The sequence below is a fragment of the Streptomyces sp. NPDC045678 genome (assembly GCF_056432085.1).
This window is the reverse complement of sequence record NZ_JBWKJS010000007.1, coordinates 385,649-411,519: the sequence shown is the minus strand read 5'-3', so window position 1 is coordinate 411,519 and position 25,871 is coordinate 385,649. Positions and strand designations below refer to the sequence as shown.

Here is a 25,871-nt window from a genome sequence, read left to right as displayed (position 1 = left end):
CTCACGCCTCCTTCGGGTCGACAGGGCCGGCGGGGGGAGCGGTGGTGCGGCGGGACCGGCGCAGCGGCGGCTTGGCGCCGAGCCGCTTCGGGTCGAGACCGGACCACTTGTGGCCGCTCGCGAAGAACTTCTTGCGCGCCATCAGTGTCATCAGCGGCTTGGTGAAGAAGAACACCACGACGACGTCGAGCAGCGTGGTCAGGCCGAGCGTGAACGCGAAGCCCTGCACCTTGCCGACCGTGACGACGAAGAGCACGGCGGCGGCGAGGAACGACACGAAGTCGGAGACCAGGATGGTGCGCCGGGCGCGCGGCCAGCCCCGCTCGACGGCGGGCCGCAGCGTGCGGCCCTCACGGATCTCGTCCCGTACGCGTTCGAAGAACACGATGAACGAGTCCGCCGTGATGCCGATCGCAACGATCGCACCACACACCGCGGGCAGGTTGAGCGCGAACTTAATGGTCGGGCCGAGCAGCGTCATGATCGTGTACGTCAGCGCCGCGGAGACCAGGAGGCTCGCGATGGCGATGAGCGAGAGACCACGGTAGTAGGCCACCAGATAGATGATGACCAGCGCGAGGCCGATGGCGCCCGCGATCAGACCCGCCTTGAGCTGCTCGCCGCCGAGGGCCGGGCTGACCGTGGTGACGCTCTGCTCGTGGAAGGTCAGCGGCAGGGCGCCGTACGACAGGATGTTCGCCAGGTCCTTGGCGGACTCCTGGTCGAAGCTGCCGGAGATCTCGGCGTTGGCGCTCAGGGTCGTGCGGACGCTGGGGGCCGAGGCCACTTCGCCGTCGAGGACGATCGCGAACTGGTTCTGCGGGGGCTGCTGCTGCGACAGCTTGGTGGTGGTCTTCGAGAACTTCTTCGAGCCGCCCTTGGTGAATTCCATGTTGACGACCCAGCCGCCGGACTGCTGGTTGATGGCAGCGTTGGCGTCGTCGACGTCCTTACCGTTCAGCTCGGCCGGGGCAAGGATGAACTTGTCCCAGGTCTTGCCGTCGGGGCTCTTGCCGCACGCGATGGTGGGCTCGGAGGGCTTGATGCCGCGGCCGGCCCCGGCGCGGGCCTTCTTGTCGGTGCAGTCCAGCTTGGTGAACTGCTCCTGGAGCTTGGCGGTGGCCGGGTCGGGCTTGGGCGTCTCGTCCTTCTTGCCGCCCTTGTCCTTGCCCTTGTCCGAGGCGGACGGCGTCGGGTCGGCCTTCAGGGCCTCGCTGACGGCGCGGCCCTGGGAGGTCGGGGTGGCGTTCGGGGAGTCCGCCTTGTCCGTGGCCTTGTCGGTGGCCTTGTCCGTCGCCTTGTCCTTGCCCTTCTCCTTGTCCGTCCCGGACGAGGGGCTGGTGGACGGCTCCGGCGTGGGCTGACCGGGGGCCTGCGTGATCACCGGGCGGAAGTAGAGCTGAGCGGTCGTACCGACCTGCTCGCGTGCCTGCTTCTCGTTCGAACCCTTGGGGATGTTGACGATGATGTTCTTGTCGCCCTGGGTCTGAACCTCGGCCTCGGAGACACCCAGACCGTTGACACGGTTGTTGATGATGTCAACCGCGGTGTTCATGTTGTCCGGGTTGATCGCGTTCTTCTGACCCGGCTCGTTCTTCGCCTCGAGCGTGATGCTCGTGCCACCGGCGAGGTCGATGCCCAGGCGCGGCGTGGTGTGCCCGGAAAGGAACATTCCCCCGGTCAGCGCCACGAGGGCAATCAGGATGAAGACCAGCGAGCGTCCCGGCTTACCCGGGGCGCTCTGCCTTCGGCCCTTCTTCGGTGCTGCCACCTTCTCGTTCTCCCTGTCCAACCGCCCGGACTCCGGTCTGCCCCCCTGCAGTGCGGGAGCCCGGGCGGGCGGCCATGAAGTGGTGTCGAGATTCGGCGCGAAATGCACGTGGTCCGGGGCCCGTGGTGCGCGAGCGGCGCGCCCCACGGGCCCCGGTCGTGACTACTTCGCGTCGGACTCGCCGTCGGTCTTCTTCGGCTCCGCGTCGTCGACCCCGGCGGCCGCGTCCTTCTTGCCGAGGTCGATGGGCGAGTCGTCGGAAGCGTCGGCGGGCTCGTCGGTCTTCTCGGTGAGGGAGGAGGCGTCGTCCGGGACGACGGGGGCGTCCTCGTTCAGGTCGTCCTCGGTGCCGTGCACGATGCGGTTGTACTCGTCGTCGTCAAGGACGGCGCCGATCGAGTTCTTCGCGTAAACCGCGTGGACACCGGGGGCCACCTCAAGGAGGACGGCTTCGTCGTGAACCTCCTTGACGGTGGCGTACATGCCACCGATCGTGCGGATGCCGGTGCCGGGCTGCATCTCGTTACGCATCTGCGCGGCGGCCTGCTGCTTCTTCTTGGCAGACCGGGTCATCAGGAACATGGCCCCGATGAGCACGATGAACGGGAGGAGGGTCACGATATTCACGGGACGGAGTTTCCTTCGCAGACCGCGCAGGTAAGCGGCCATGGGGATGGGGGTGGGTACACCGCCCGCAAGGGCGGCATCGGCGGAGTCTAAGCGAGTCCGCGCCTAACGAACAACGCTCAGCATGGCACCGCAGTTCCTGACGGGTCGACTCTCCGCGCCGTTGTTCTCCGGCCGCGGCACTGTCCCGCCGTTATCACGTACCGAACAGGTCCTGTTGTCCCTTTCCGCCCGCCTGCCGCGGAGGCACCAGGCCGAGGTGCGCCCACGCGGCGGGCGTCGCGACGCGGCCGCGCGGGGTCCGGGCCAGCAGTCCCTCCCGTACCAGGAAGGGCTCCGCCACTTCCTCGACCGTCTCGCGCTCCTCCCCCACGGCGACGGCGAGCGTCGAGAGACCGACGGGGCCGCCGCCGAACAGCTTGAGCAGCGCCTCCAGGACGGCCCGGTCCAGGCGGTCGAGGCCGCGCCCGTCCACTTCGTAGACGGCGAGGGCCGCTCCCGCGATGTCCCTGGTGATCGAGCCGTCGGCCTTCACCTGCGCGTAGTCCCTGACGCGGCGCAGCAGGCGGTTGGCGATACGGGGCGTGCCGCGCGAGCGGCCGGCGATCTCGGCGGCACCCTGCGGGTCGATCTCCACGTCGAGCAGCTGGGCGGAGCGGTGGACGACGCGCTCCAGCTCTGCGGGTTCGTAGAACTCCATGTGCGCGGTGAACCCGAAGCGGTCGCGGAGCGGCGGCGGGAGCAGTCCCGCGCGCGTGGTGGCGCCGACGAGCGTGAACGGGGGCAGTTCGAGGGGGATGGCGGTGGCACCGGGGCCCTTGCCGACGATGACGTCGACGCGGAAGTCCTCCATGGCCATGTAGAGCATTTCCTCGGCGGGCCGCGACATCCGGTGGATCTCGTCGAGGAAGAGGACCTCTCCCTCCTGGAGGGAGGAGAGGATCGCGGCCAGGTCGCCCGCGTGCTGGATGGCGGGGCCGCTGGTGATGCGGATGGGGGCGCCCATCTCGGCGGCGATGATCATCGAGAGGGTCGTCTTGCCGAGGCCTGGGGCGCCGGAGAGCAGCACGTGGTCGGCGGTGGCGCCGCGCGCGCGGGCCGCCCGCAGGACGAGGTCGAGCTGCTCGCGTACCTTCTCCTGGCCGATGAACTCGCCCAGGTCCTTGGGGCGCAGGGCGGCCTCGACCGCCTGGTCCTCGCCGTCGGCGGACGCACCGACGAGCCGCTCGGCCGCGTCGGCGGCTTCGACGGCGTCGTGGGTGGGGTCGTCCCAGTTCATGCGGTGTGCCTCGCGATGCGGTCGGTTCCGGTGGGCCGTCGGGGGGCTGACGGGTGCCGGGTCAGCGGGTGCGGTTCAGGGTCTGGAGTGCGGCCTTCAGGAGCTGGCCGACCTGCGGCGCGCCCTCCGTGGCCTCGGCCTGGGGGGTGACGGCGACGACGGCCTCGTCCGCCTCGCGCGTGGCGTACCCGAGGCCGATCAGGGCCGCGTGCAGCTGGTCGCGCCAGCCGGCGGTGACGGCCTTGCCGATCGCGGGGCCGCCGGTGCCGAGGGGCTCGCCAAGACGGTCCTTGTACTCCAGGAGGAGCTTCTGGGCGCCCTTCTTGCCGATGCCGGGGACGGCCGTGAGGGCCTTCTCGTCGCCGGTGGAGACCGCGCGGCGCAGGGCGTCGGGGCTGTGCACGGCGAGCATGGCCTGGGCGAGGCGCGGGCCGACGCCGCTCGCGGTCTGCAGCAGCTCGAAGGTCTGGCGCTCGTCGTCGTCCGCGAAGCCGTACAGGGTGAGGGAGTCCTCGCGCACGACCAGGGAGGTGGCGAGCTTGGTCTGCTGGCCGACGCGGAGGGTGGAGAGCGTGTTCGGCGTGCACTGGACGGCCATGCCGATGCCGCCCACCTCGACCACCGCGGCATCGGGGGCGAGGGCGGCGACGGGGCCGCTGACGAAGGCGATCATGCGGTACGGCCTTTCTGTGCTGTCGGGGCTGTCGGGGCTGTCTTTGCTGGCTTGGCTGTCGGCGCCGGTGGAGCCGCTGGTGTCCTGGCCGCGTGTGCGGCCACGGCCTGCTGGAGACGGTTCTGCGCGACGGCCTGCTGAAGGCGGTTCTGCGCGGGGGCGCGCCAGATGTGGCAGATGGCCAGGGCCAGGGCGTCGGCGGCGTCCGCGGGCTTGGGCGGTGCGTCGAGCCTCAGGAGGCGGGTGACCATCGCACCGACCTGCGCCTTGTCGGCGCGGCCGCTGCCCGTGACGGCGGCCTTGACCTCGCTGGGGGTGTGCAGGGCGACGGGGATGCCGCGGCGCGACGCGCAGAGCATGGCGACGGCGCTGGCCTGGGCGGTACCCATGACCGTGCGGACGTTGTGCTGGCTGAAGACGCGCTCCACGGCGACGCATTCCGGCTCGTACTCGTCGAGCCACTGCTCGATGCCGCGCTCGATGGCGACGAGCCGGTGCCCCAACTCGGCGTCGGCCGGGGTCCGCACGACTCCGACGCCGCGCATGGTCAACGGGCGGCCCGCGACGCCTTCGACGACTCCCACACCGCACCGGGTCAGCCCCGGGTCGACCCCCAACACGCGCACGCAGCCCCTCCAATCGCCTGTCCGTGCAGGCTATCGGGTCCCTCTGACAACGCGATGGGCCGACGGGGCGTGTCCCGTCGGCCCATGCACACCCCGAAGGGGCGCGGGGAACTGCGCGAGCTTTCGCTTACGCGTCGACCTTCGCCATGACCTCGTCGGAGACGTCGAAGTTGGCGAAGACGTTCTGCACGTCGTCGCTGTCCTCCAGGGCGTCGATGAGCTTGAAGATCTTCCGGGCGCCGTCCTCGTCCAGTTCGACCTGCATGGTCGGGACGAAGTTGGCGTCGGCCGAGTCGTAGTCGATGCCGGCGTCCTGGAGGGCGGTACGGACCGCGACCAGGTCGGTGGCCTCGCTGAGCACCTCGAAGCTCTCCCCGAGGTCGTTGACCTCTTCGGCGCCCGCGTCGAGGACGGCACCGAGCACGTCGTCCTCGCCCAGCTCGCCCTTGGGGACGATGACGACGCCCTTGCGGTTGAAGAGGTACGAGACGGAGCCCGGGTCGGCCATCGAGCCGCCGTTGCGCGTCATGGCGACACGCACGTCCGAGGCGGCGCGGTTGCGGTTGTCGGTGAGGCACTCGATGAGCACCGCGACGCCGTTCGGTCCGTAGCCCTCGTACATGATCGTCTCGTAGTCGGCGCCACCGGCTTCGAGACCGGCACCGCGCTTGACCGCGGAGTCGATGTTCTTGTTCGGGACCGAGCTCTTCTTGGCCTTCTGGATGGCGTCGAAGAGGGTCGGGTTACCGGACACGTCGGCGCCGCCCGTGCGGGCCGCGACCTCGATGTTCTTGATCATCTTCGCGAAGAGCTTGCCGCGCTTGGCGTCGATCACGGCCTTCTTGTGCTTCGTCGTAGCCCATTTAGAGTGGCCGGACATCTGCCTGTCTCCTTCGCGTTACCCAACAACCAGTACGAACTCTCCCAGACCTTAAGGCCCCGGGGGGATCCCGGGAGATCCTACTAGGATCCCGCCCGCGGGTTACCCCGCGCCATCTCCACGAACAGCGCGTGGATCCGGTGGTCGCCCGTCAGCTCGGGGTGGAACGACGTGGCGAGGGCGTTGCCCTGACGGACGGCGACGATGTGGCCCCCGTGTTCGGCGAGCACCTCGACCTGGGCGCCGACCGACTCGACCCAGGGCGCACGGATGAAGACACCCTCCACGGGGGCACCGTCGACGCCCTTGACGTCGACGGCGGCCTCGAAGGACTCGTTCTGCCTGCCGAAGGCGTTGCGGCGCACGATCATGTCGATGCCGCCCACCGTCTCCTGGCCCGAGCGCGGGTCGAGGATCTTGTCGGCGAGCATGATCATGCCCGCGCAGCTGCCGTAGACCGGCATGCCGTCCCGCACGCGCGCGCGAAGGGGCTCCATCAGGCCGAAGAGGGTGGCCAGCTTGGAGATGGTGGTGGACTCGCCGCCGGGGATGACCAGGCCGTCGACCTCGGCGAGCTCTTCGGGGCGGCGGACCGGCCTGGCCACGGCGTCCGCCGAGGCCAGGGCGATCAGGTGCTCCCGTACGTCCCCCTGGAGGGCGAGGACGCCCACTACGGGAGTGGTCATCACCAGCCCCGGTTCGCGTAGCGCTCGGTCTCCGGCAGGGTGTCGCAGTTGATGCCGACCATGGCCTCGCCGAGGTTGCGGGAGGCGTCGGCGATGACCTTCGGGTCGTCGAAGAAGGTGGTGGCCTTCACGATGGCGGCGGCGCGCGCGGCCGGGTCGCCCGACTTGAAGATGCCGGAGCCCACGAAGACGCCCTCGGCGCCGAGCTGGCGCATCAGGGCGGCGTCGGCGGGGGTGGCGACGCCACCGGCGGAGAACAGGACCACCGGGAGCTTGCCGAGCTCGGCGGTCTCCTTGACCAGCTCGTACGGGGCGCGGAGGTCCTTGGCTGCGGCGTACAGCTCGTTGTTGTCGAAGCCGCGCAGCTTGGCGATCTCGTTCTTGATCTGGCGCAGGTGGCGGACGGCCTCGACGACGTTGCCGGTGCCGGCCTCGCCCTTGGAGCGGATCATCGCGGCGCCCTCGGCGATGCGGCGCAGGGCCTCGCCCAGGTTGGTGGCGCCACACACGAACGGGGTCGTGAAGGCGAACTTGTCACTGTGGTTGACCTCGTCGGCCGGGGTGAGGACCTCGGACTCGTCGATGTAGTCGACGCCCAGCGACTGCAGGACCTGGGCCTCCACGAAGTGGCCGATGCGGGACTTGGCCATGACCGGGATCGAGACGGCCTCGATGATCTCTTCGATCATGTTCGGGTCGGACATCCGGGCCACGCCGCCGTCCTTGCGGATGTCGGCGGGCACCCGCTCCAGCGCCATGACGGCGACCGCGCCGGCGTCCTCGGCTATCTTCGCCTGCTCGGCGTTGACGACGTCCATGATCACGCCGCCCTTGAGCTGCTCGGCCATGCCGCGCTTCACGCGCGCGGTGCCGGTCTCGGGGGACGGGTTGCTGCTGGAGAGGGTGCTGGACACGGAGTTGACCTCACTCGCTGAAGACGTTTTCTGCAGCTCCGAGGAAACTCCCGGCGACCAGGCCACAGCAAGGGCCAATGGATGACCGGTGGCTCGTTTTTTGGGAATGTGCCTGGTCAGCGCCGTTTGCGGCCGTGTGCCGACGGGCGCCTACGAAGGTTGGCGCTAGGCGGTCGCGCGGTCGGCCAGGGCCGTCGGCGGCTCGTCGTCCATCTCGAACGCCATCGGGAAGGGCGCGTGGCCAGCGAGCCGGAACCAGCGGACCTTGCGGTGGCGTCGCAGCGCGCGGGCGGCGCGTACGGAGTCGTTGTGGAAGCGCCGGGCCATCGGTACGCGACGTACGGCCGCGGCCAGCTCGGTGGCCGCCTCGTCGCCACCGGGGGCCTCCCGTACGGCCTCGACCTGCTGGACCTCTCCGAAGATGGCACGCAGCGCCTGGCTGAGCTCGCTCTCGGCGACCTCGCGGTGTTCCTCCTCCGCCTGGCGGGCCGCGTGCGCCGCTTCGTAGAGCACGATCGACGCGGCCGGATCGAGCACTCCGGAGGTGGCCAGTTCCTGGGCGACCGAGGCGCGGCGCAGCAATTGGGCGTCCAGGGCGGCGCGTGCGGCGTCGATCCGCGCGTGCAGCCGGTCGAGTCGGCCGGCGGTCCAGCTCAGGTACAGGCCGATCGCGAAGAGGGCCGCCGCGATCCAGATCAGGGTGGAGGTCACAGCTCGAGGCTACCTTCGGGCGAGGGCGCCCTTGACCGGGTTACGGCGCCCGGCGCCCACGCGTCGTCCTCGGGGGCTCCGCCCCCGCACCCCCGGTCCTCAAACGCCGGACGGGCTGAAATTCAGCGCCCGGCACCGCACGCGCCCTCTCCGGGGACTCCGCCCCCGGACCCCCGCTCCTCAAACCCGGACGGGCTGAAAAGCAGCCCCCTCACCCCTTCGAAGCCAACCCGAACCGCGCCCGCAGCCCCGAGCGTTCGTCCTCGGCGACCGAGGTCGCGCCGTCCGTCACCGTTTCGTAGACCGCGAGGATGTCGGCGCCGACCGTCGACCAGTCGAAGCGGCGGACATGGGCGCTGCCGCGTTCGCGCAGGCCCTCGCGGCGTTCGGGGTCGGCGAGCAGGCGTACCGCGGCCTTCGCGAGGGACTCCGCGTCCTCGTTGCTGAAGAGGTCGCCCGCCGCGCCCTGGTCCAGGACCTGCGCGAACGCGTCCAGGTCGCTGGCGAGCACGGGCGCGCCCGCGGACATCGCCTCGACCAGGATGATCCCGAAGCTCTCGCCACCGGTGTTGGGTGCCACGTACAGGTCGACGCTGCGCAGCAGCCGCGCCTTGTCCTGGTCGCTGACCATGCCGAGGAACTCCACCCGGGAGCGCAGTTCGGCGGGGAGGGACGCGACCGCCTCCTCCTCGTCGCCGCGGCCCGCGACCAGCAGACGGGCGCCGGGGCGCTCGGCGAAGATCTGCGGGAGGGCCCTCATGAGGACCGGCAGGCCCTTGCGGGGCTCGTCGATGCGTCCGATGAAGCCGATGGTCTCGCCCTGCCACTCGGGCCGCGGCTCGGCGTCGGCGAAGAAGTCGACGTCGACGCCGTTCGGGATGACGACGGCGTCGCCGCCGAGGTGTTCGACGAGGGTGCGCCGCGCGTACTCGCTCACCGCGATGCGTGCGCTGATCTTCTCGAGCGCCGGCTGGAGGATGGGGTACGCCGCGATCATCGCCCGCGAGCGCGGGTTGGACGTGTGGAACGTCGCGACGATGGGGCCCTGCGCCGCCCAGCAGGTGAGCAGGCCGAGGGAGGGCGACGTCGGCTCGTGGATGTGGATGACGTCGAACGTGCCCTCGTGGAGCCAGCGGCGCACCCGCGCGGCCGACAGGAAGCCGAAGTTGAGGCGGGCCACCGAGCCGTTGTACGGAACGGGAACGGCGCGTCCCGCCGACACGACGTACGACGGGAGCGGTGTCTCGTCGTCGGCCGGGGCGAGGACGGACACCTCGTGCCCGAGGCGGATGAGGTGCTCCGCCAGATCGCGGATGTGGAACTGGACGCCGCCCGGCACGTCCCACGAGTAGGGGCAGACGATGCCGATTCTCACGACGCCTCCTCCGCCGGGTCGGCATCGGCGCGGGGTTCCAGGTCGGCGAGCCACAGACGCTGCAGCATGTGCCAGTCCTCCGGGTGTTCGGCGATACCGGTGGCGAAGGCGTCGGCCAGCGCCTGTGTCATGACAGACGTCTTCTCCGCCCGCGTACCTGTCTCGGGGACGTCGACGGGCGGGTGGACGCGGCCCTTCATGACGGGCGAATCGTCATACCAGAGGGTGACGGGCAGCAACAGGGCTCCGGTCTGCTGGGCGAGCATCGCGGGGCCCGCCGGCATCCGGGCGGTGTCTCCGAAGAACTTCACCTCGACTCCGGAGGCGGACAGATCGCGGTCGGCGACGAGACAGACGAGGCCGCCGGCGCGCAGGCGCCGTGCCAGGGCTCCGAAGGCGGAGCCTCCGGTGTGCGGCAGGACCTCCATGCCGAGGCTCTCGCGGTAGGCGACGAAGCGGTCGTACAGCGTCTCGGGCTTGAGGCGCTCGGCGACCGTCGTGAAGGGGGTCTCCAGTTCGGTGGTGACCCAGGCGCCCGCGAGGTCCCAGTTGCCCAGGTGCGGCAGGGCGAGGACCACGCCTTTGCCCGCGGCGAGCCCGTCGGTGAGGTGGTGGACGTCCTTGACGTCGAAGCCGTTCCTGATGCGCTCCCTGCTCCAGGACGGCAGCCGGAAGGACTCCATCCAGTAGCGCAGGTAGGAGCGCATGCCCGCCTTGGAGAGCTCGGAGAGCCGCTGCGGGCTCGCGTCGGGCACCACGCGCGCGAGGTTGGACTCCAGCCGGAGCACGCCTTTGCCGCGGCGCTTCCAGACCGTGTCGGCGATGGTCCTGCCGAGCCGCGCGGCGACGGGTTCGGGGAGCTTCTTGACGGTGCTCCAGCCGAGCCCGTACAGCCCGTCGGTGAGTCGGTCCTTCACTGCGCGGCCTCACTCTCCTGGGCCCCGGACGCCGTGGCGGCGTCCGCCTCGGCGGACTCCCGGCGCACGGTCACGACACGCTGGACGAGGGTGACCATGCTGCCGGCCGCGACGGCCCACAGGGCGATGGGCAGCAGGATCTGGATGCCGGGGACGCCGAACTTGTGCAGGCCCGCGAGGCCCGCGGCGACCAGCGTGATCACCAGGCGCTCGGCGCGCTCCACCAGGCCGTTGACGGCGACGGGCAGGCCGATGGCCTCGCCGCGCGCCTTCGTGTACGAGACCACCTGGCCGCTGGCCAGGCAGAAGATGGAGACGGCGCAGAGGATGTTGTCGTCACCCGATCCGGCGTACCAGAGGGCGAGGCCTCCGAAGATCGCGCTGTCCGCCACCCGGTCGAGCGTCGAGTCCAGGAACGCGCCCCAGCGGCTGGAGCGGCCGAGCTGGCGGGCCATGTTGCCGTCGACGAGGTCCGAGAAGACGAACGACGTGATGACGATCACGCCCCAGAAGAGCTCGCCCCGGGGGAAGAAGACCAGCGCTCCCGCCACCACACCGGCGGTACCGATGAAGGTGACCGCGTCGGGGCTGACCCCGCGGCGGATGAGAAACGCGGCGAACGGCGTGAGGACACGCGTGAAGAATGCACGCGCGTACTTGTTCAGCATGGCCTTCCCGAGGGTTCGGTGCGCCGCGCGGCCCCGTTGGCCACCGGCTGGCCCATCGTAGTCACGCTGTTGACGGACCGGCTCGCCCCCTCACGATCGCGTACGACGTATGGACGCACAGTGACCCGAGTGGAAAGCTCGAAAGCATGACGGGCGCCGCCGGAGCCGCCCCGCACTCGGCCCCGCGCGTCCGCGAGCAGCCAGCATCCCCGAGGGGGCTGAGCCTCCTCACCGTGCACGTAACCGGGAGGCCAAGGCATGGGCGACAAGGCGAACGCACACCCCGGAGCCGCCGGCAGGGCAGCGTCGGCCGACCACCCCGCGTCCGTACGGAATGTGGTGCTGGTCGGCCACAGCGGTTCCGGCAAGACGACTCTGGTGGAGGCCCTCGCGCTGACGGCGGGGGCGGTGAACCGGGCGGGCCGTGTGGAGGACGGCGGCACCGTCTCCGACTACGACGAGATAGAGCACAGGCAGCAGCGTTCGGTGCAGCTGTCACTGGTTCCCGTCGAATGGGACGGGTTCAAGATCAACCTGTTGGACACCCCGGGTTACGCCGATTTCGTCGGGGAGCTGAGGGCCGGTCTGCGCGCCGCGGACGCGGCCCTTTTCGTCGTCTCGGCGGCCGAGGGCATCGAGGGCATCGCCGGCGCGACGCGCATGGTGTGGGAGGAGTGCGCGGCGGTCGGCATGCCGCGGGCCATCGTGATCACGCACCTGGAGTCGGCCCGCGCGGACTTCGCCGCGATGACCCGCACGTGTGCGAAGGCGTTCGGCGGGGACGACCCCGACGCCGTGGTGCCGCTGTACCTGCCGCTCCACGGCGCGCAGGGGCCGGACGGCCACGCCCCGGTGACCGGCCTGATCGGGCTCCTGTCGCAGCGGATATTCGACTACGCCTCCGGGGAGCGCAAGGAGTCGGAGCCGGGCGCGGACCAGCTTCCGCTGATCGAGGAGGCGCGCAACACGCTGATCGAGGGGATCATCGCCGAGAGCGAGGACGAGTCCCTCATGGACCGGTACCTCGGCGGCGAGGACATCGACTTCAAGACATTGGTGGACGACCTGGAACGGGCGGTGGCGCGCGGCATCTTCCATCCGGTGCTCGCCGCCGCGCCGGCCGCGGAGGGCGCCCGCCAGGGCATCGGCACGGTCGAGCTCCTCGAGCTCATCACGGGCGGCTTCCCCACGCCGCTCGAACACCCGGCACCGGCCGTGACCACCCCCGGCGGCACGGCGCGCCCCGCGCTGACCTGTGACCCCGAGGGCCCGCTGGCCGCCGAGGTCGTGAAGACCGCCTCCGACCCGTACGTGGGCCGGGTCTCCCTCGTCCGTGTCTTCTCCGGCACCCTGCGGCCCGACGAGACGGTGCACGTCTCCGGGCACGGCCTCGCCGACCGCGGTCACGAGGACCACGACGTCGACGAGCGCGTAGGCGCCCTCTCCTCTCCCTTCGGCAAGCAGCAGCGCACGCTCACCCGGTGCGTCGCGGGCGATCTGGCGTGCGTGGCCAAACTCAACCGCGCGGAGACCGGCGACACCCTCTCCGCCAAGGACGACCCGCTCCTGATGGAGCCCTGGGACATGCCGGACCCGCTGCTGCCGCTCGCCATCCAGGCGCACAGCAAGGCTGACGAGGACAAGCTGTCGCAGGGCCTGGCGCGGCTGGTCGCCGAAGATCCGACGATGCGGCTCGAACAGAATCAGGACACGCATCAGGTGGTCCTGTGGTGTCTGGGCGAGGCGCACGCGGACGTGGCTCTGGAGCGGCTGCGCAGCCGGTACGGCGTGCAGGTCGACGTGGTGCCGTACAAGGTCTCCCTTCGGGAGACGTTCGCGGGCAGGTCCGGTGGCCGGGGCCGCCATGTGAAGCAGTCCGGCGGACACGGGCAGTACGCGATCTGTGAGATCGAGGTCGAACCGCTGCCGGGCGGCAGCGGCATCGAGTTCGTCGACAAGGTCGTGGGAGGGGCGGTCCCGCGGCAGTTCATCCCGTCCGTCGAGAAGGGCGTGCGCGCGCAGGCGGCGAAGGGCGTCGCCGCCGGGTACGCGCTCATCGACGTGCGCATCACGCTCCTCGACGGCAAGGCGCACTCGGTGGACTCCTCCGACGCCGCGTTCCAGACGGCGGGCGCGCTGGCGCTGCGGGAGGCCGCGTCAGGCGCGAAGATCCATCTGCTCGAACCGGTCGCCGAGGTGCAGGTTCTGGTCGGCGACGACTACGTCGGGGCGGTGATGAGCGACCTGTCGGGGCGGCGGGGCCGGGTGGTCGGCACCGAGCAGGCGGCCGGCGGGCGCACCCTGGTGCGGGCGGAGGTGCCCGAGATCGAGATCGGCCGGTACGCGGTGGACCTGCGCTCCCTCTCGCAGGGCACCGCGCGTTTCAACCGTACGTACGCACGCCACGAGCCGATGCCCCCGCAGCTCTCCGAGAGGATCCGCGAACGGGCGCACGACGCCTCGTAGTTGCACAGCACACGCGCATGCCGTCCGCCCTCCCCCGGGGCGGTCGGCATGCGGCTGCCCCCTGACGGATGTCGGTGCGCCCGGATACGCTGATGACCTGATCAACAGACGCGCCGGGCGGCAACAGGTGTGCCGGGCAGGGAAGTCGGGAAGAGCCGCAGCAGCGAAGGCACCGCGGCGATGGGGGCGGCAGTGGCGGACGACGTATTCGACTTCAGGCCCGGGGCCCAGGTTCCGCTCTCGGGCGCCGCGGGACAGACGGCGGCGACCCACGCCCTGGCCTCGGCCGCGTACCGCGACGGTGATGTCGACGGCATCCTCGCGGCCAACAACGAGTGGCACAAGTCCGTGGTGAAGCCCGGCATCTGGTCGCTCTTCAAGCCGAACCTGGGCGAGGCGTTCGCGCGGACCGTGCAGGTGCGGATGCTGGGCGGCGGGCGCAGTCCGCTCATCCAGTCCTTCGGGACCGAACCGCAGGCGGTCGTCGAGCACTGCCTCGCGGCGAACCGCATCCGCAAGGAGCGCGACAGCTGGCTGACCGCGGTGACGGTCCTGTGCGGCGTGCTCTTCCTGCCCGGCTTCATCTTCTGGCTCCTCGTCTTCACCATCCGGCGACAGGTCGCCAAGAGCGAGGACAAGCGCGCGGGCGCGCTCGCGACGGCCGTGCTGGTCGCCGTGGGCGTGCTGGCCGCCGTCGCCCTGCTCAAGCTGCCGTTCGGCGGCTTCTGGGCCTGGTATCTGCGCGCGGCGATCGTGCTGCCCGTGGTGGGCTGGTTCTGGGCGAAGCAGATCGCCGAGCGCACCGCCAGGGACCTGCGCGACCGCTGGTCCGGCCTGCTCGCGGGCGGCGGGATCGGTGCCAAGATCCCCGAGGCGGTGCCCGGCAGCCCGGGCGAGACGGCGGCCGAGCGGCTCCGGCAGGGGCTGGCCAGGCTCTCCGCGGAGCAGCAGAGCAACTCCGTGTTCTACGCGGGCCCCAAGGGCATATTGGGCATGGGCACGCGGTGGGGCAGCTGGCAGCTGGCGGAGGAGCTGGTGCCCGCGGACCCGAACAAGGAGATCCACCCCTTCCGCAGCTGGGACGTCATAAAGGCGGTGCACGACAAGCTGCGCATGCTGGAGCGCGGCCCGCTGCACACCGGGGGCTTCCCCACCCCCGACATAAACCACTGGATCGTCTCGCCCATCGGGGAGAACGCGAAGTCGGTGTCCCGCCCCACCGGCACGGACGTCGAGGCCTTCCAGATCCGCGGCCACGAGATACAGCGGATCTGCAACGAGCAGCAGTTCGGCAGCGGCAACCGGCACTACCTGGGCGTGCAGTTCACGCTCTGGGACGGCCAGTTGGTCATCACCATGCTGATCACGGTGACCGTGCTGCACGAGACGCTGCGCATCGAGGTCACCGGACACGCCCTGGGCCCGGTGCACCCGCTGTTCACCACGAAGCCCTCACCGAAGACGAAGACGGTCGCCAAGCCGATCAGGTTCTGGGAGACCACCACCCGCAACCTGCCGCTGATCGACGCGGACGAGGTCGTGCGCCTCGCGGTCCGTGCCCCCTTCACCTGGTATCCGCCGATCCTGGACCACCTCGGCGGCCAGCTGATCCTGCCCGAGCCGTTCGGCCTGCGGCACGCCTGGGCGGACAAGCCGTGGCGGCACCGTTTCATGGCGGACGACGCGCTGCGCGCCGCCACGCCGGTGCTGCGCGTGGTGCACTCCGCCGCGATCAAGGTCCTCGACGAGAACGGCGTGAACACGGAGAAGTTCGGCGCGCGATCCGGCTTCCTCAGCGGGGCCATCCAGGACCCGATGCCGAGGAAGGCGGATCTCTACGACGCGTGAGCGGGCGGGCCTACTATCAGATGGCCTGCCACAGGGCGGGGACGTTCGGCGGCTCCCAGCCCGGATAGGCGGTGTGGCCCTGGATGCAGCGGTAGCGGACGCCGTTGTAGGTGACCACGTCCCCGGCCGCGTAGGTGGCACCCAGCCGCCAGGTGGTCCCGCCGCCGCCCGGCACGGTCAGGGTGTAGGTCGTGGTGTGGGTGACCTGTCCTTCACCGGTGAAGGACAGCGTGTAGGTGCCGGCGGTGGTGCCCGCGGCGACCTCGACGGTGGCCGTCGCGGACTCGCCCGAGAGCACCGACGCCGGGCTGATGGAGACGCTCACTCCGGCGGGGGCACCCGAGGCCGAGAGGCCCACCTTCTGTGCCTCCCCACTGGTCGTGGCGGTGGTGAGGGTGACCTTCGCGGACGAGCCGGGTTCGACCGTTCCCGAGGCCGGGTCGGCGGCGAGGGAGAAGTCGTCCGTCGGAGCGGGCCTGTCGCCGACCGAGGTCTTCCAGAGTGCGTACGCGACACCGTCCGAGCTGCGGTCGAGCGCGGTGGCGCTCACGTTGGCGGTGGTGTCACAGGCGGAGTGGTAGCACGGGTCGTACGAACGGCCCGCGGTGCCGCCCCACTTCGCAGCCTCGGCGGCGGACTTCGTGGCGGAGGCGCCGGTGGCGTAGCCGGACGTCGGGATGCCGACGCGCTGGAAGGACGCGTCGTCCGACCGCCCCTGCCCCTCGACGTTCTCCTGGGGTGCGAGGTTGAGGGAGGTCCAGTAGTCCCGCAGCGGGACCGACGCCGTGGAGTTCAGGTTGTTGACGAAGTAACCGGCATTCGTCGAGCCCACCATGTCGAAGTTGTAGTACGCCTTGATCTTGGCGCGCTCCGCGGCCGGCAGTGACGAGGCGTAGTAGTCCGAGCCGTTGAGGCCCTGTTCCTCATCGGTCCACCAGGCGAAGCGGACGCGGTTCTTCATGGCGGGGTTGTTCTGCGCCAGGGACAGCGCCGCCTCCAGGATCGCGGCGGATCCGGAGCCGTTGTCGTTGATGCCGGGCCCCGCGGCGACGCCGTCGAGGTGCGCGCCGAACATGTAGACGTTGTCCGCGTCGCCCTGCGGCCACTCGGCGATCAGGTTGTTGCCCGCGCCGGCGGAGCAGCCGGAGGCGCAGCTCTGCTCGGTGACCTTGTATCCGGCGGCTTCGAGCTTGCCCTTCACGTACGCGAGGGAGGCGCGGTAGCCGGCGCCGGTGGCGCGGCGGTTGCCGCCGTTCTGCGAGGCGATGGTGTTGAACTGCGCGAGGTGCGCCCGCACCTTCTCGACGTCGATGTCCGGCGGGGGCGTGGGGTTGCCGCCGCCGCCCACGGTCAGCGTGTACCGGGCGGTGTGCGTCTTGGTGCCCGCGGTCCCGGTGACGGTGATCGGGTAGGTGCCGGCCGTGGTGGACCCCGCGGTGGTGATCTTCATGGTGGCGTTGGTGCCGGACGTGACGGTCTTCGGGTCGAATGTGACGTCCACGCCCGCCGGGGCGCCCGCGGCGGTCAGCGTGATCTGCTGGGCGCTGCCGGTGACGGTCGTGGTGTTGACCGTGCCGGTGGTCGAGGCGCCGGGTTCGACCTTCCCCGAGGCGGGGCTGAGCCCGAGGGAGAAGTCGTTCTGCTGCCCGGTGCAGGTCGGGTCACCGCTCTGCGCCGGGATGCTGATGGCGTCCCAGGCCGCTTTGGTGGCGTTGAACAGGTCGCAGCTCGCGTCCAGGTTCTTCGCCGCGGTGAGCGTCGCGGTGCGGTAGCGCTTGTACGTCATGCCGCTGGTCTTGAGCAGCATGGCGCCGTAGAAGATCTTGCCGGCGTTCTTGATGCCCACGCCGGTCACCTGCTGGTTGTTGCAGGTGGGGCTCGAGGGCTTGCCGCCGCCGGGGTTGGAGCCCTCGGCGAGCAGGTAGAACCAGTGGTTCATCGGCCCGGCCGCCTTGTGCTCCTCGGTGTTCGGGATCGAGGCGGAGTAGCAGTTGGGGTCGTTGTTGACCCGGCTCGGGTCGTACATGTTGCGGATCGGGCCGCGGCCCTGGAGGTTGATCATCTCCCCGACCGTGTAGTCGGGGGTGTCGTAGGGGGCGGGCTGGTTGATGTAGGCCTCGGTCAGGGCGCCCATGATGTCGCCGGTCGCCTCGCCCAGGCCGCTCTCGTGGTTGGCGCCGCCGGGCGTGTTGGAGTCGAGGCCGTGGCCGAACTCGTGGGCGACGACGTCCACTCCGGCGATCCACTCGTTGGCGCTGTTGTGGCCGATGGTGACGGAGGAGCCGTCCCAGTAGGCGTTGAGCTCGTTGAGGCCCACGCTCACCGGCCAGCTGCCGCCGTTGCCGTTGTGACCGTTGCGGCCGACCCACTCCTTGAGCATGTTCCACTGCTTCTGCGCGGCGAACATCACGTCGACGCAGCCGGTCTCCCGGCTCGTGGGGTTGCCGGTGCCCCAGTCGTCGGTCGCCTTGGTGAACACCCCGCCCTGGTAGCTCGAACACTGGAGACCGGGACGGGTGGTGTCGCGCAGCACGTAGTTGCTGCCCGAGCGCGAGGTGTCGATGGTCAGCGGGTCGGGGCCGTTCCACTTGCTGTGGCCGGTGCCGGCGCGCACGTCGTCGTAGGTGTCGATGACCTTGCCGGTGAGCGCGTCGACGAAGACGTGCAGCCTGCTGGGGTCGCCCGCCTTCGTACGGCCGGTCAGCTCGGTCTCCCAGGCGAGCGCGGGCGCGTCCTTCCTGACCCTGACCACCAGGCGCTTGGAGTCGACCTTCTTGACCGTGGCGAGCTTCGTACGGCTCGTCCTGACCGCCTGCGCGGCCGTCACCTTCGCCTCGGTGGTGACCGAGATCGTCGCGTCGGTCGCCGCCCGGACGGAGCGGACCTTCCCCTTGCCGTCGGCGAGGACCACCGCGTCGCCGCCCACCACCGGCAACCCACGGTAGGTGCGTTCGTACGCGACCGAATAGAGGCCCTTGAGCCAGGGGGTGACCTGCTGCCGGTCGTACTGCTCCTCCGGCCCTCTGGCCAGTGAGTCGAGGCCGCTGCGCACCGCCTTGTCGGCGGCGGCGACGGCTTTCGCGAGGGGGTCCGGTCTGTCGGCGGTGGGTGCGGTCTGCGCCGCCGAGGCGAGGGACGCCGGTACCGTCACCCCCGCCAGTGCCAGGGCCAGGGTTATCCCGGCCGCTGCGGATCTTCTGAGCATCACGGCTCCTTGTGAGAGGTGTTGCGGCTCGTTCGAGCCAGGGGGAGCCCGTGCGTCAGGCTGTGCGGTCGTGCCCGCTGCTCCGCTTTCGACCTGGCGGTGACATGACACCCTCGTGGCTGGCGGAACCCTCACACCGGCCCGGTCGGCGGTCAATGGATTCCCGGCTTCCGGCACGCCCTGTCAAGAACTGGCAAGCGCGACGCGACCGCACCGCCTCACTCCGACACGGCCCGCACCCGCTCCCGGTACTCCCGGACCTCCGGCAGATCGCCCCACCGCCCGGCGAGCCGCCGGTGCAGTCCGCGCAGCTCGACGGCGACCGTCAACTCCCGCGCGTCCACCGCCTCGTCCAGGACGGGCCCCGCCAGGGTCACCGCCGCGACGGGGTCACCCGCGCATGCCCAGCTGTCCGCGAGACGTAGGGTGAGCAGCAGGCGCGTGGAGCGCATCACCGGCGGCAGCAGCGCGTACGACCGGGCGGTGGCCTCGACCGCCCGCCGGGCCGGCGCCGGGTCCCCCGTCGCCACCGCCAGGTCACGCAGTGCCCCGCCGACCGCCGACTCCACCCGCAGCACACCCTCCGCACCCCAGAGCCAGGGCGCTTCGAGCCGGTCCCGGTCGTCGAGCCGGGCGAACCTGCGCCGCGCCATCGCCAGATGCCGTCGGCACGCGGCCGCGTCGTGCCCGAGCGCGTACGCACGCGCCTGATACAGATCCGCGAGCGTCATCATCCAGCGCCGCTTGACGTCCACCGCCCCGATGGCCCGCGCGTACACGAGCATCGATGCGGGGTCCCCGTCGAGCCGCACGAGAGTCGACATGTCGCTGAGGAGAGTGGCCCGGGCCTCGGCGTCCTGCGCCGCGTCCGCCCACCGCAGGCCGTGTCCCAACCAGGCCATGGCGACGCCGCTCTGCCCGCGCTCCATCCGCAGCCGCCCCGCGACCTGGGCGTACTGCGCGGAGAGCCGCAACTGCCCGTACGGCAGCCGGCCCCCGGCGTTGACCGCCTCGGCCCACCGCACCACCCCGCCCAGCAACCGCTCCACGGTGCTCACGCACGCGTCGGTGGTGTGGCCGAACGACTCACGGACCAGACAGGCCAGCACGGCGGTCAGCCCGTGCAGCAGCTCGGCCTCCGCCGCCGTCTCTCCGACGCGGTCGTACGGTCCCGTCAGCCCGGCAAGAAGGTCCGTCACCGCGCCCCGGTCGGGCGTCGCACAGCCCACCCTGCCGTGCAGCGGACAGGCCAGACCCTCGGCGGGCAGCCGCGCCGGCCAGGGCTGCACGGTCAGCGAGGCCGTGTCACCGGGGGTGTCGGCCCCGGGGATCGGCGAGAACAGCGTGGGGGCCACCGGAGACAGACCGGGCGCGCACGGCGACGCGGGCGGCGAGGCGACCAGTGCGGCGAGCCGGCCCCCGGTCCCCAGGACGGCGTCGAGCCGGTTCACCAGGTCGAAGGGCGGCTCCCGCCGTCCGCCCTCGAGCCTGCTGATGAAGCTGTGGTGGTAGCCCACCCTCCTGCCGAGCTGCAACTGGGTGAGCCCGGCCCGGCGGCGGTGGAAGCGCAGCAGCCGTCCGAACTCCGCCCACCCCGGATCGACCGGGTCGGCCGCCCGTGACATGCCGACGGACATGACCCCTCCCTGACCAGGTGCTCCGCGAGGTGCTCCGTGAGGGCAGGGTGACAGGAGAGGTCGGCGCCCCCAACCCCTCTGTTGGACAGGGGGGTTGACGGTATGGACGGCATGGACGGCGCGGCCGGTGCGCCGAGGTGTCGCCGCTAGCTCGCCGGCGTCGGCCAGGCGTCCGCCAGCATCTTGCGCGTGTCGGCGAGCAGCTGCGGCAGCACCTTGGTGTGCCCGACGACCGGCATGAAGTTGGTGTCGCCGCCCCAGCGCGGAACGATGTGCTGGTGCAGGTGGGCCGCGATACCGGCGCCCGCCACGGCTCCCTGGTTCATACCGATGTTGAAGCCGTGCGCGCCGGACGCGGTGCGCAGCGCCTGCATCGCCTGCTTGGTGAGCTCGCCGAGCTCGGCCGTCTCGGCGGCCGTCAGGTCCGTGTAGTCGGCGACGTGACGGTAGGGCACGACCATCAGGTGGCCGCCGTTGTACGGGTACAGGTTGAGGACCGCGTACACCTGCTCGCCGCGCGCGATGACGAGCCCGTCCTCGTCGGACTTGGCCGGGATCGAGCAGAAGGGACAGCCGTCGTCGGCCCCCGGGCCCGTGGGCTTGTTCTCGCCCTGGATGTACGCCATCCGGTGGGGCGTCCACAGGCGCTGGAACGCGTCCTGCGACCCGACTCCGATCTGCTGCTCCGGCTCACTCGTCATGAGGTGAAGCATATGACTTGGCCCCGGGGAGAGGTCCCCGGGGCCCGAGCTCACCGCCGTGTCACCGTGGCGTCAGACCTGGACGCGGTCCTCGACCGCCTTCACGATCTTCGCGATGGCCTCGTCGACGGGGATGCCGTTCTCCTGCGAGCCGTCGCGGTAGCGGAAGGACACGGAGCCGTTGCTCATGTCCTCGTCGCCCGCGATGACCATGAAGGGCACCTTGGCCTTCTGCTGGTTGCGGATCTTCTTCTGCATGCGGTCGGACGACGCGTCCACCTCGACCCGCAGCCCCTGCTCCTTCGCCTTCTCGGCGAACTCGCGGAGGTAGGGGATGTGCGTGTCGCCGATCGGGATGCCGACGGCCTGCACGGGCGCGAGCCACGCCGGGAACGCGCCGGCGTAGTGCTCCAGGAGCACCCCGAAGAAGCGCTCGATGCTCCCGAACAGGGCCCTGTGGAGCATGACCGGCTGCTGCTTGGACCCGTCCGCCGCCGTGTACTCGAGACCGAACCGCTTGGGCTGGTTGAAATCGACCTGCAGGGTCGACATCTGCCAGGACCGACCGATCGCGTCCTTGGCCTGCACCGAGATCTTCGGGCCGTAGTACGCGGCGCCGCCCGGGTCGGGCACCAGCGGAAGGTTCTGCTTCTCGGCGGCGAGCCGCAGCTGTTCCGTGGCCTCCGCCCAGTCCTCGTCCGTGCCGATGAACTTGTCGGAGTCGTCGCGGGTGGACAGCTCCAGCTCGAACTCGGTCAGGCCGTAGTCCCGCAGCAGGTCGAGCACGAACGTCAGGAGCGTGTCGAGCTCCTGCGGCATCTGTTCCTTGGTGCAGTAGATGTGCGAGTCGTCCTGCGTGAAGCCGCGCGAGCGGGTCAGGCCGTGCACGACGCCCGACTTCTCGTACCGGTACACGGTGCCGAACTCGAAGAGGCGCAGCGGCAGCTCACGGTAGGAACGCCCGCGCGACTTGAAGATCAGGTTGTGCATCGGGCAGTTCATCGCCTTGAGGCGGTAGTTCTGCTCGTCGAACTCGATGGCCGGGAACATGCCCTCCCCGTAGTGCGGGAGGTGACCCGAGACCTCGAAGAGCTTCTCCTTCGAGATGTGCGGGGTGTTCACGAACTCGTACCCGGAGGATTCGTGGCGGCGCCGCGAGTAGTCCTCCATGACCTTGCGGATCACGCCGCCCTTGGGGTGGAAGACCGCGAGGCCCGGGCCGAGCTCCTCCGGGAAGGAGAAGAGGTCGAGCTCGGAGCCGAGCTTGCGGTGGTCGCGCTTCTCGGCCTCGGCGAGGAACTCCAGGTGCGCCTTCAGCTCGTCCTTGGACGGCCACGCGGTGCCGTAGATGCGCTGGAGCTGCGGGTTCTTCTCACTGCCGCGCCAGTAAGCGGCGGCGGAGCGCATCAGCTTGAACGCGGGGATGGCGCGGGTGCTGGGCAGGTGCGGGCCCCGGCAGAGGTCCTTCCAGCACAGTTCGCCGGTCTTCGCGTCGAGGTTGTCGTACATGGTCAGCTCGCCCGCGCCCACCTCGGCGTCGGCGCCGTCGGCGGCCTGCGCGGCATTGCCCTTGAGGCCGATGAGCTCCAGCTTGTACGGCTCGTCGGCGAGCTCGACGCGCGCGTCGTCGTCGGTGGTGACGCGCCGCGAGAACTTCTGCCCGCGCTTCTGGATCTCCTGCATCTTCTTCTCGACGCGCTTGAGGTCCTCGGGGGTGAAGGGCTCCTTGACGTCGAAGTCGTAGTAGAAGCCGTCCCGGATGGGCGGGCCGATGCCGAGCTTGGCGTCGGGGAAGAGCTCCTGCACGGCCTGCGCCATGACGTGCGCGGTCGAGTGGCGCAGGATGTTCAGGCCGTCCTCGGAGGAGATCTCGACGGGCTCGACCTCCTCGCCGTCGGCCGGCACGTACGCGAGGTCCTTCAGCTCGCCGGCCACGCGCACGGCGACGATGGTGCGCTCCCCGGGGAAGAGCTCGGCGGCCGTAGTGCCCGTCGTCACCACGCGCTCTTCCCGCTCGGAATCGCGTTGGATGATCACACGGACGTCTGACACCGGTCTCTCCTACCTGAAGGGGGGTGCGGCGCTTTCCGTTGCGCGCGCACTAGGGATCGTACCGAGCCGCGGGCCCCCGCCGCGAAACGGATCTCTCCGCACCCTCTCAGTCCGTGCTGCACGCCTCCTCGAAGAAGTCGAGGTTCTCCTGGAGCGACTTCATGAGCCGGTCGCGCGCCGCCTCGTCCACCTGTACGGGCACCACCCCGCTCGCCCCCGTGAGCCTGCGGAACCCGCCCCTGCTCTCCAGCCTCCCCTGCACCCGGATCGGCAGCCCGACCAGATGGGCGTGGCCCGCGATGCGGTACGCCTCCTCGTCCAGCGTCATCCGCACGTACGGGACGTCGGCGCCCGCGATCACCCTGATCCGCACGGTGCCGTCCTCGTGGGGTGCCGACCGCCGCATCCGCACCACGGCTCCGGTGACCCGCACCGGCACCGACGGCTCGTCGCGGAGGTAACGGGCGCCCGCCTCGCGCAGCGCGGGGAGGTCGCCGGGCGAGAACTCGACGGGTTCGGCGTGGGCCGCGCACCCCTCGGGCACCCCCGCTCCCGGCGCCCACTGCACGGCGACGCGCGCCCCTTCGGTGCCGCGCACCAGGGCGACGATCGCTTCGGTCAGCTCGTGACTGACGCCTGCCTCGACCGCGCCGTCGAAGGCGTCCATGCCGCCGGTGGCGCGCTGGTAGTCGATGGCCTCGCGGGCCGCGCAGAGCGCCTGGTGGAGGCGGACCGCGAGGGGACGCCCGGTCATGACGGGCACGAAGGCGGTGAGCTGCTGCCCACCGGTGGCGGGACCGACGAGCACGTTCTCCAGGGACGCGACGGCGGGTCCGCGGTGCCGCGCGCCGTAGTAGCCGGCGCGGCCGCGTGCGGCGAGCGCGCCGGCGAGGAGCATCTGCCGGGCGGCGGAGCGCAGCTGTTCCTCCTCGGGCCAGGTCGCGGTGTCCGCGGGACCGGTCCACACGTCGCGCGACCAGTGGATCTCGTCGCTGGGCACGGCGAGTCCGACGAGTACCTCGCGGGCGGCGGGCGACGCGCTGCGGGACAGTGCGACGAGCGCCTCCGCGAGGAGGTCCTCGCAGTCGGGGAAGGCGCGGCTCTCGGGGACGAGCAGGCTGGTGCCGGCGCCGCCGGGGCCGGGGGGCGTCCAGCGCGCGTAGCGGCCGGGGGCTCCGCCGCGGCGCTGCCAGCCGTGCCGGGCGAGGAGCGCGCCGAGGACGGAGGGGTCGACGCGGGAGGGTTCGGGGGGCTCGGTCCAGCCGCCCGCGGCCGGGGCCGGGTGCGGGCGGACGGGCGGCATCGACTCGTGGTGGTCGAACTCGTCGTGGCCGAAGGGGCGCTGCATCAGGGTTTCCCTCCCGTTCCAACGCGCGTCATGATCTCGCAGAGGGCGCGGTCGTCGAAGATCCGCGAGGTCGGGACGCGCACGGTGGTCCTGCGCCGGCCGGTCACGGGGTGCCCGGCGAGATTGGCCCAGTAGCAGCAGTGCCGCAGGTCGAGCCGGTCGTGGCCGGCGCGCAGCCAGTCGTCCTGGGAGCGGGGCACGAGCATCACGACCAGGATCTTGTGGACCGAGACCGGGGTGCGGGCGAGCTTCTCCAGGTGCGCGTTGTCGAGCGTGAAGGAGAAGGCGGGCCCGGCGGGCTTCGGCGGTATCTGGTACGTGCACTTGAGCTGGACCTTGATGGTGACCTCGTCGTCGACCGTGTGCCCGGGGGCGCTGTGGCTGACGTGCCAGTCGATGCCGTTGTCCGGAAAGGGCTGGGAGAGCGAGCAGCCCGCGGCTGCCGCTACGGCGTGCAGGTAGCCCACCTGAAGCGTCTCCATGCAGGCGGTGGTGGCGAGTGTGCCGCGCGGCGGTGCGATCCGCTCGGGCAGCAGCCCACCCTGGTCGGGCTGCGCGAGCGCCATGGTCAACGTGCCTTCCGAGCCGGGTCGTTCTGCGCCGGGACGGTGAATTCCAAAGCCCCTCACCTCTGTTGTCTCCGGGCCGCGTACAGCGCAAACGGCCCGGGTATCACCAGCGTGGGCAGGGGACCGAACGTCATCTGCCGGGACTGAACGAGGAGTTGCGTCACCATGACGTGCTGGTACGAGGGCCCCTTGGCCGCATTCGACACGGAGACCACGGGCGTCGACGTCGAGACCGACCGGATCGTGTCGGCCGCCGTCGTCGTCCAGCAGGGCGCGGGAACCCGGCCGCGCATCACCCGCTGGCTGGTGAACCCGGGCGTACCCGTGCCCGCGGCCGCCACCGCGGTGCACGGACTGACGGAGGATCACCTTCAGCGCACGGGTCGCTGGCCCGCGCCGGTGATGGAGGAGATAGCGCGCGATCTGGCCGAGCAGGGAGCGGCGGGCCGGCCGATCGTGGTGATGAACGCGCCGTTCGATCTGACCATCCTGGACCGGGAGTTGCGCAGGCACCGCGCCTCGTCGCTGAGCCGCTACACGGAGGGCTCTTCGCTGTGCGTGATCGACCCGCGGGTCCTGGACAAGCAGCTGGACCGCTACCGCAAGGGCCGCCGGACGCTCACGGATCTGTGTGCGCACTACGAGGTGGAGCTGTCGGAGGCGCATGACGCGGCGGCGGACGCGCAGGCGGCCATGGATGTGGTGCGCGCGGTGGGGCGGCGCTTCGCCGGCCGTCTGGAGCGTCTCTCGCCTGCCGAGCTGCACTCGTTGCAGGCGGTCTGGCATGCGGCTCAGGCGCGCGGCCTGCAGGCGTGGTTCGCGAAGAGCGGCACTCCGGAGACGGTGGACCCGGCGTGGCCGCTGCGCGCCGATTTCCCGGCGGCGGCCTGAGGTCGGGCACCGGGCACGTACGCCCGG

General features: G+C 70.9%; 21 protein-coding genes. 3 read left to right on the top strand and 18 right to left on the bottom strand.

What is annotated here, in order from left to right; genetic code table 11:
* Nucleotide 1: 1 nt before the first annotated feature.
* The 12 genes from secD to pgsA all read right to left on the bottom strand — a co-directional run bounded on the left by secD (nucleotide 2) and on the right by pgsA (nucleotide 11,127).
* A complete protein-coding gene (gene secD, locus AC07DO_RS25955) occupies nucleotides 2–1,771 on the bottom strand; it encodes a protein translocase subunit SecD (RefSeq protein ID WP_479063017.1) in 1,770 nt (589 codons plus the stop codon).
* Nucleotides 1,772–1,933: 162 nt separating this feature from the next.
* Nucleotides 1,934–2,398: a preprotein translocase subunit YajC gene (gene yajC, locus AC07DO_RS25950; protein WP_479063016.1), complete on the bottom strand. Its 465-nt coding sequence runs from the start codon at nucleotides 2,396–2,398 to the stop codon at nucleotides 1,934–1,936.
* Nucleotides 2,399–2,594: 196 nt separating this feature from the next.
* Nucleotides 2,595–3,677: a Holliday junction branch migration DNA helicase RuvB gene (ruvB, locus tag AC07DO_RS25945; protein ID WP_479063014.1), complete on the bottom strand. Its 1,083-nt coding sequence runs from the start codon at nucleotides 3,675–3,677 to the stop codon at nucleotides 2,595–2,597.
* Nucleotides 3,678–3,738: 61 nt separating this feature from the next.
* Nucleotides 3,739–4,350 carry a Holliday junction branch migration protein RuvA gene (gene ruvA, locus AC07DO_RS25940; RefSeq protein ID WP_479063012.1) on the bottom strand — a complete coding sequence of 204 codons (612 nt, stop codon included), beginning with the start codon at nucleotides 4,348–4,350 and terminating at the stop codon, nucleotides 3,739–3,741.
* Entirely contained in the window at nucleotides 4,347–4,976 is a 630-nt protein-coding gene (gene ruvC, locus AC07DO_RS25935) for a crossover junction endodeoxyribonuclease RuvC (RefSeq protein WP_479063010.1), read from the bottom strand. Before ruvC ends, ruvA begins: the two co-directional genes overlap by 4 nt.
* Nucleotides 4,977–5,103: 127 nt before the next feature.
* The gene (locus AC07DO_RS25930) at nucleotides 5,104–5,856 is read right to left on the bottom strand and encodes a YebC/PmpR family DNA-binding transcriptional regulator (RefSeq protein ID WP_479063008.1); all 753 of its coding nucleotides are present in this window, start codon (nucleotides 5,854–5,856) and stop codon (nucleotides 5,104–5,106) included.
* Between the two features lie 83 nt (nucleotides 5,857–5,939).
* Nucleotides 5,940–6,542: a pyridoxal 5'-phosphate synthase glutaminase subunit PdxT gene (pdxT, locus tag AC07DO_RS25925; protein WP_479063004.1), complete on the bottom strand. Its 603-nt coding sequence runs from the start codon at nucleotides 6,540–6,542 to the stop codon at nucleotides 5,940–5,942.
* A complete protein-coding gene (pdxS, locus tag AC07DO_RS25920; RefSeq protein WP_479063003.1) occupies nucleotides 6,542–7,456 on the bottom strand; it encodes a pyridoxal 5'-phosphate synthase lyase subunit PdxS in 915 nt (304 codons plus the stop codon). The genes pdxT and pdxS overlap by 1 nt, the downstream gene beginning before the upstream one ends.
* Nucleotides 7,457–7,621: 165 nt before the next feature.
* Nucleotides 7,622–8,167, bottom strand: a complete 546-nt coding sequence (locus AC07DO_RS25915) for a hypothetical protein (protein ID WP_479063001.1) — start codon at nucleotides 8,165–8,167, stop codon at nucleotides 7,622–7,624.
* Nucleotides 8,168–8,378: 211 nt separating this feature from the next.
* Entirely contained in the window at nucleotides 8,379–9,542 is a 1,164-nt protein-coding gene (locus AC07DO_RS25910) for a glycosyltransferase family 4 protein (RefSeq protein WP_479063000.1), read from the bottom strand.
* Nucleotides 9,539–10,459, bottom strand: a complete 921-nt coding sequence (locus tag AC07DO_RS25905; protein WP_479062998.1) for a phosphatidylinositol mannoside acyltransferase — start codon at nucleotides 10,457–10,459, stop codon at nucleotides 9,539–9,541. Before AC07DO_RS25905 ends, AC07DO_RS25910 begins: the two co-directional genes overlap by 4 nt.
* On the bottom strand, nucleotides 10,456–11,127 hold the full coding sequence (pgsA, locus tag AC07DO_RS25900; RefSeq protein ID WP_150182884.1) for a phosphatidylinositol phosphate synthase: 672 nt from the start codon (nucleotides 11,125–11,127) through the stop codon (nucleotides 10,456–10,458). The genes AC07DO_RS25905 and pgsA overlap by 4 nt, the downstream gene beginning before the upstream one ends.
* A gap of 258 nt (nucleotides 11,128–11,385) precedes the next feature.
* On the opposite strand from pgsA, the gene AC07DO_RS25895 reads away from it, so the two are divergent.
* Nucleotides 11,386–13,593, top strand: a complete 2,208-nt coding sequence (locus AC07DO_RS25895; RefSeq protein WP_479062996.1) for an elongation factor G-like protein EF-G2 — start codon at nucleotides 11,386–11,388, stop codon at nucleotides 13,591–13,593.
* Between the two features lie 180 nt (nucleotides 13,594–13,773).
* Complete coding sequence (locus tag AC07DO_RS25890; RefSeq protein WP_479062995.1) at nucleotides 13,774–15,441, top strand: hypothetical protein; 1,668 nt, start codon at nucleotides 13,774–13,776, stop codon at nucleotides 15,439–15,441.
* Nucleotides 15,442–15,457: 16 nt separating this feature from the next.
* Here the strand turns inward: AC07DO_RS25890 and AC07DO_RS25885 are convergent, their stop codons facing one another.
* From AC07DO_RS25885 to AC07DO_RS25860, 6 genes are all read right to left on the bottom strand, one after another.
* A complete protein-coding gene (locus tag AC07DO_RS25885; RefSeq protein ID WP_479062993.1) occupies nucleotides 15,458–18,646 on the bottom strand; it encodes a M20/M25/M40 family metallo-hydrolase in 3,189 nt (1,062 codons plus the stop codon).
* 218 nt (nucleotides 18,647–18,864) lie between these two features.
* A complete protein-coding gene (locus tag AC07DO_RS25880) occupies nucleotides 18,865–20,283 on the bottom strand; it encodes a helix-turn-helix domain-containing protein (protein ID WP_479062991.1) in 1,419 nt (472 codons plus the stop codon).
* Between the two features lie 146 nt (nucleotides 20,284–20,429).
* Nucleotides 20,430–20,996: an HIT family protein gene (locus AC07DO_RS25875; RefSeq protein ID WP_479062989.1), complete on the bottom strand. Its 567-nt coding sequence runs from the start codon at nucleotides 20,994–20,996 to the stop codon at nucleotides 20,430–20,432.
* Nucleotides 20,997–21,056: 60 nt separating this feature from the next.
* Complete coding sequence (thrS, locus tag AC07DO_RS25870) at nucleotides 21,057–23,036, bottom strand: threonine--tRNA ligase (protein WP_479062988.1); 1,980 nt, start codon at nucleotides 23,034–23,036, stop codon at nucleotides 21,057–21,059.
* A gap of 106 nt (nucleotides 23,037–23,142) precedes the next feature.
* Nucleotides 23,143–24,384 carry a hypothetical protein gene (locus tag AC07DO_RS25865; RefSeq protein WP_479062987.1) on the bottom strand — a complete coding sequence of 414 codons (1,242 nt, stop codon included), beginning with the start codon at nucleotides 24,382–24,384 and terminating at the stop codon, nucleotides 23,143–23,145.
* Entirely contained in the window at nucleotides 24,384–24,950 is a 567-nt protein-coding gene (locus tag AC07DO_RS25860; RefSeq protein WP_479062985.1) for a DUF4365 domain-containing protein, read from the bottom strand. The genes AC07DO_RS25865 and AC07DO_RS25860 overlap by 1 nt, the downstream gene beginning before the upstream one ends.
* 168 nt (nucleotides 24,951–25,118) lie before the next feature.
* Between AC07DO_RS25860 and AC07DO_RS25855 the strand changes: the two genes are divergently transcribed.
* On the top strand, nucleotides 25,119–25,844 hold the full coding sequence (locus AC07DO_RS25855; RefSeq protein WP_479062983.1) for an exonuclease domain-containing protein: 726 nt from the start codon (nucleotides 25,119–25,121) through the stop codon (nucleotides 25,842–25,844).
* Nucleotides 25,845–25,871: the final 27 nt, after the last annotated feature.

Coding starts and splice junctions, on each gene's coding strand:
- ruvB (WP_479063014.1), bottom strand. CDS start 3,677: ATGAACTGGGACGACCCCACCCACGACGCCGTCGAAGCCGCCGACGCG.
- ruvA (WP_479063012.1), bottom strand. CDS start 4,350: ATGATCGCCTTCGTCAGCGGCCCCGTCGCCGCCCTCGCCCCCGATGCC.
- AC07DO_RS25930 (WP_479063008.1), bottom strand. CDS start 5,856: ATGTCCGGCCACTCTAAATGGGCTACGACGAAGCACAAGAAGGCCGTG.
- pdxT (WP_479063004.1), bottom strand. CDS start 6,542: ATGACCACTCCCGTAGTGGGCGTCCTCGCCCTCCAGGGGGACGTACGG.
- pgsA (WP_150182884.1), bottom strand. CDS start 11,127: ATGCTGAACAAGTACGCGCGTGCATTCTTCACGCGTGTCCTCACGCCG.
- AC07DO_RS25895 (WP_479062996.1), top strand. CDS start 11,386: ATGGGCGACAAGGCGAACGCACACCCCGGAGCCGCCGGCAGGGCAGCG.
- AC07DO_RS25890 (WP_479062995.1), top strand. CDS start 13,774: ATGGGGGCGGCAGTGGCGGACGACGTATTCGACTTCAGGCCCGGGGCC.
- AC07DO_RS25885 (WP_479062993.1), bottom strand. CDS start 18,646: ATGCTCAGAAGATCCGCAGCGGCCGGGATAACCCTGGCCCTGGCACTG.
- AC07DO_RS25880 (WP_479062991.1), bottom strand. CDS start 20,283: ATGTCCGTCGGCATGTCACGGGCGGCCGACCCGGTCGATCCGGGGTGG.
- AC07DO_RS25875 (WP_479062989.1), bottom strand. CDS start 20,996: ATGCTTCACCTCATGACGAGTGAGCCGGAGCAGCAGATCGGAGTCGGG.
- AC07DO_RS25865 (WP_479062987.1), bottom strand. CDS start 24,384: ATGCAGCGCCCCTTCGGCCACGACGAGTTCGACCACCACGAGTCGATG.
- AC07DO_RS25860 (WP_479062985.1), bottom strand. CDS start 24,950: ATGGCGCTCGCGCAGCCCGACCAGGGTGGGCTGCTGCCCGAGCGGATC.
- AC07DO_RS25855 (WP_479062983.1), top strand. CDS start 25,119: ATGACGTGCTGGTACGAGGGCCCCTTGGCCGCATTCGACACGGAGACC.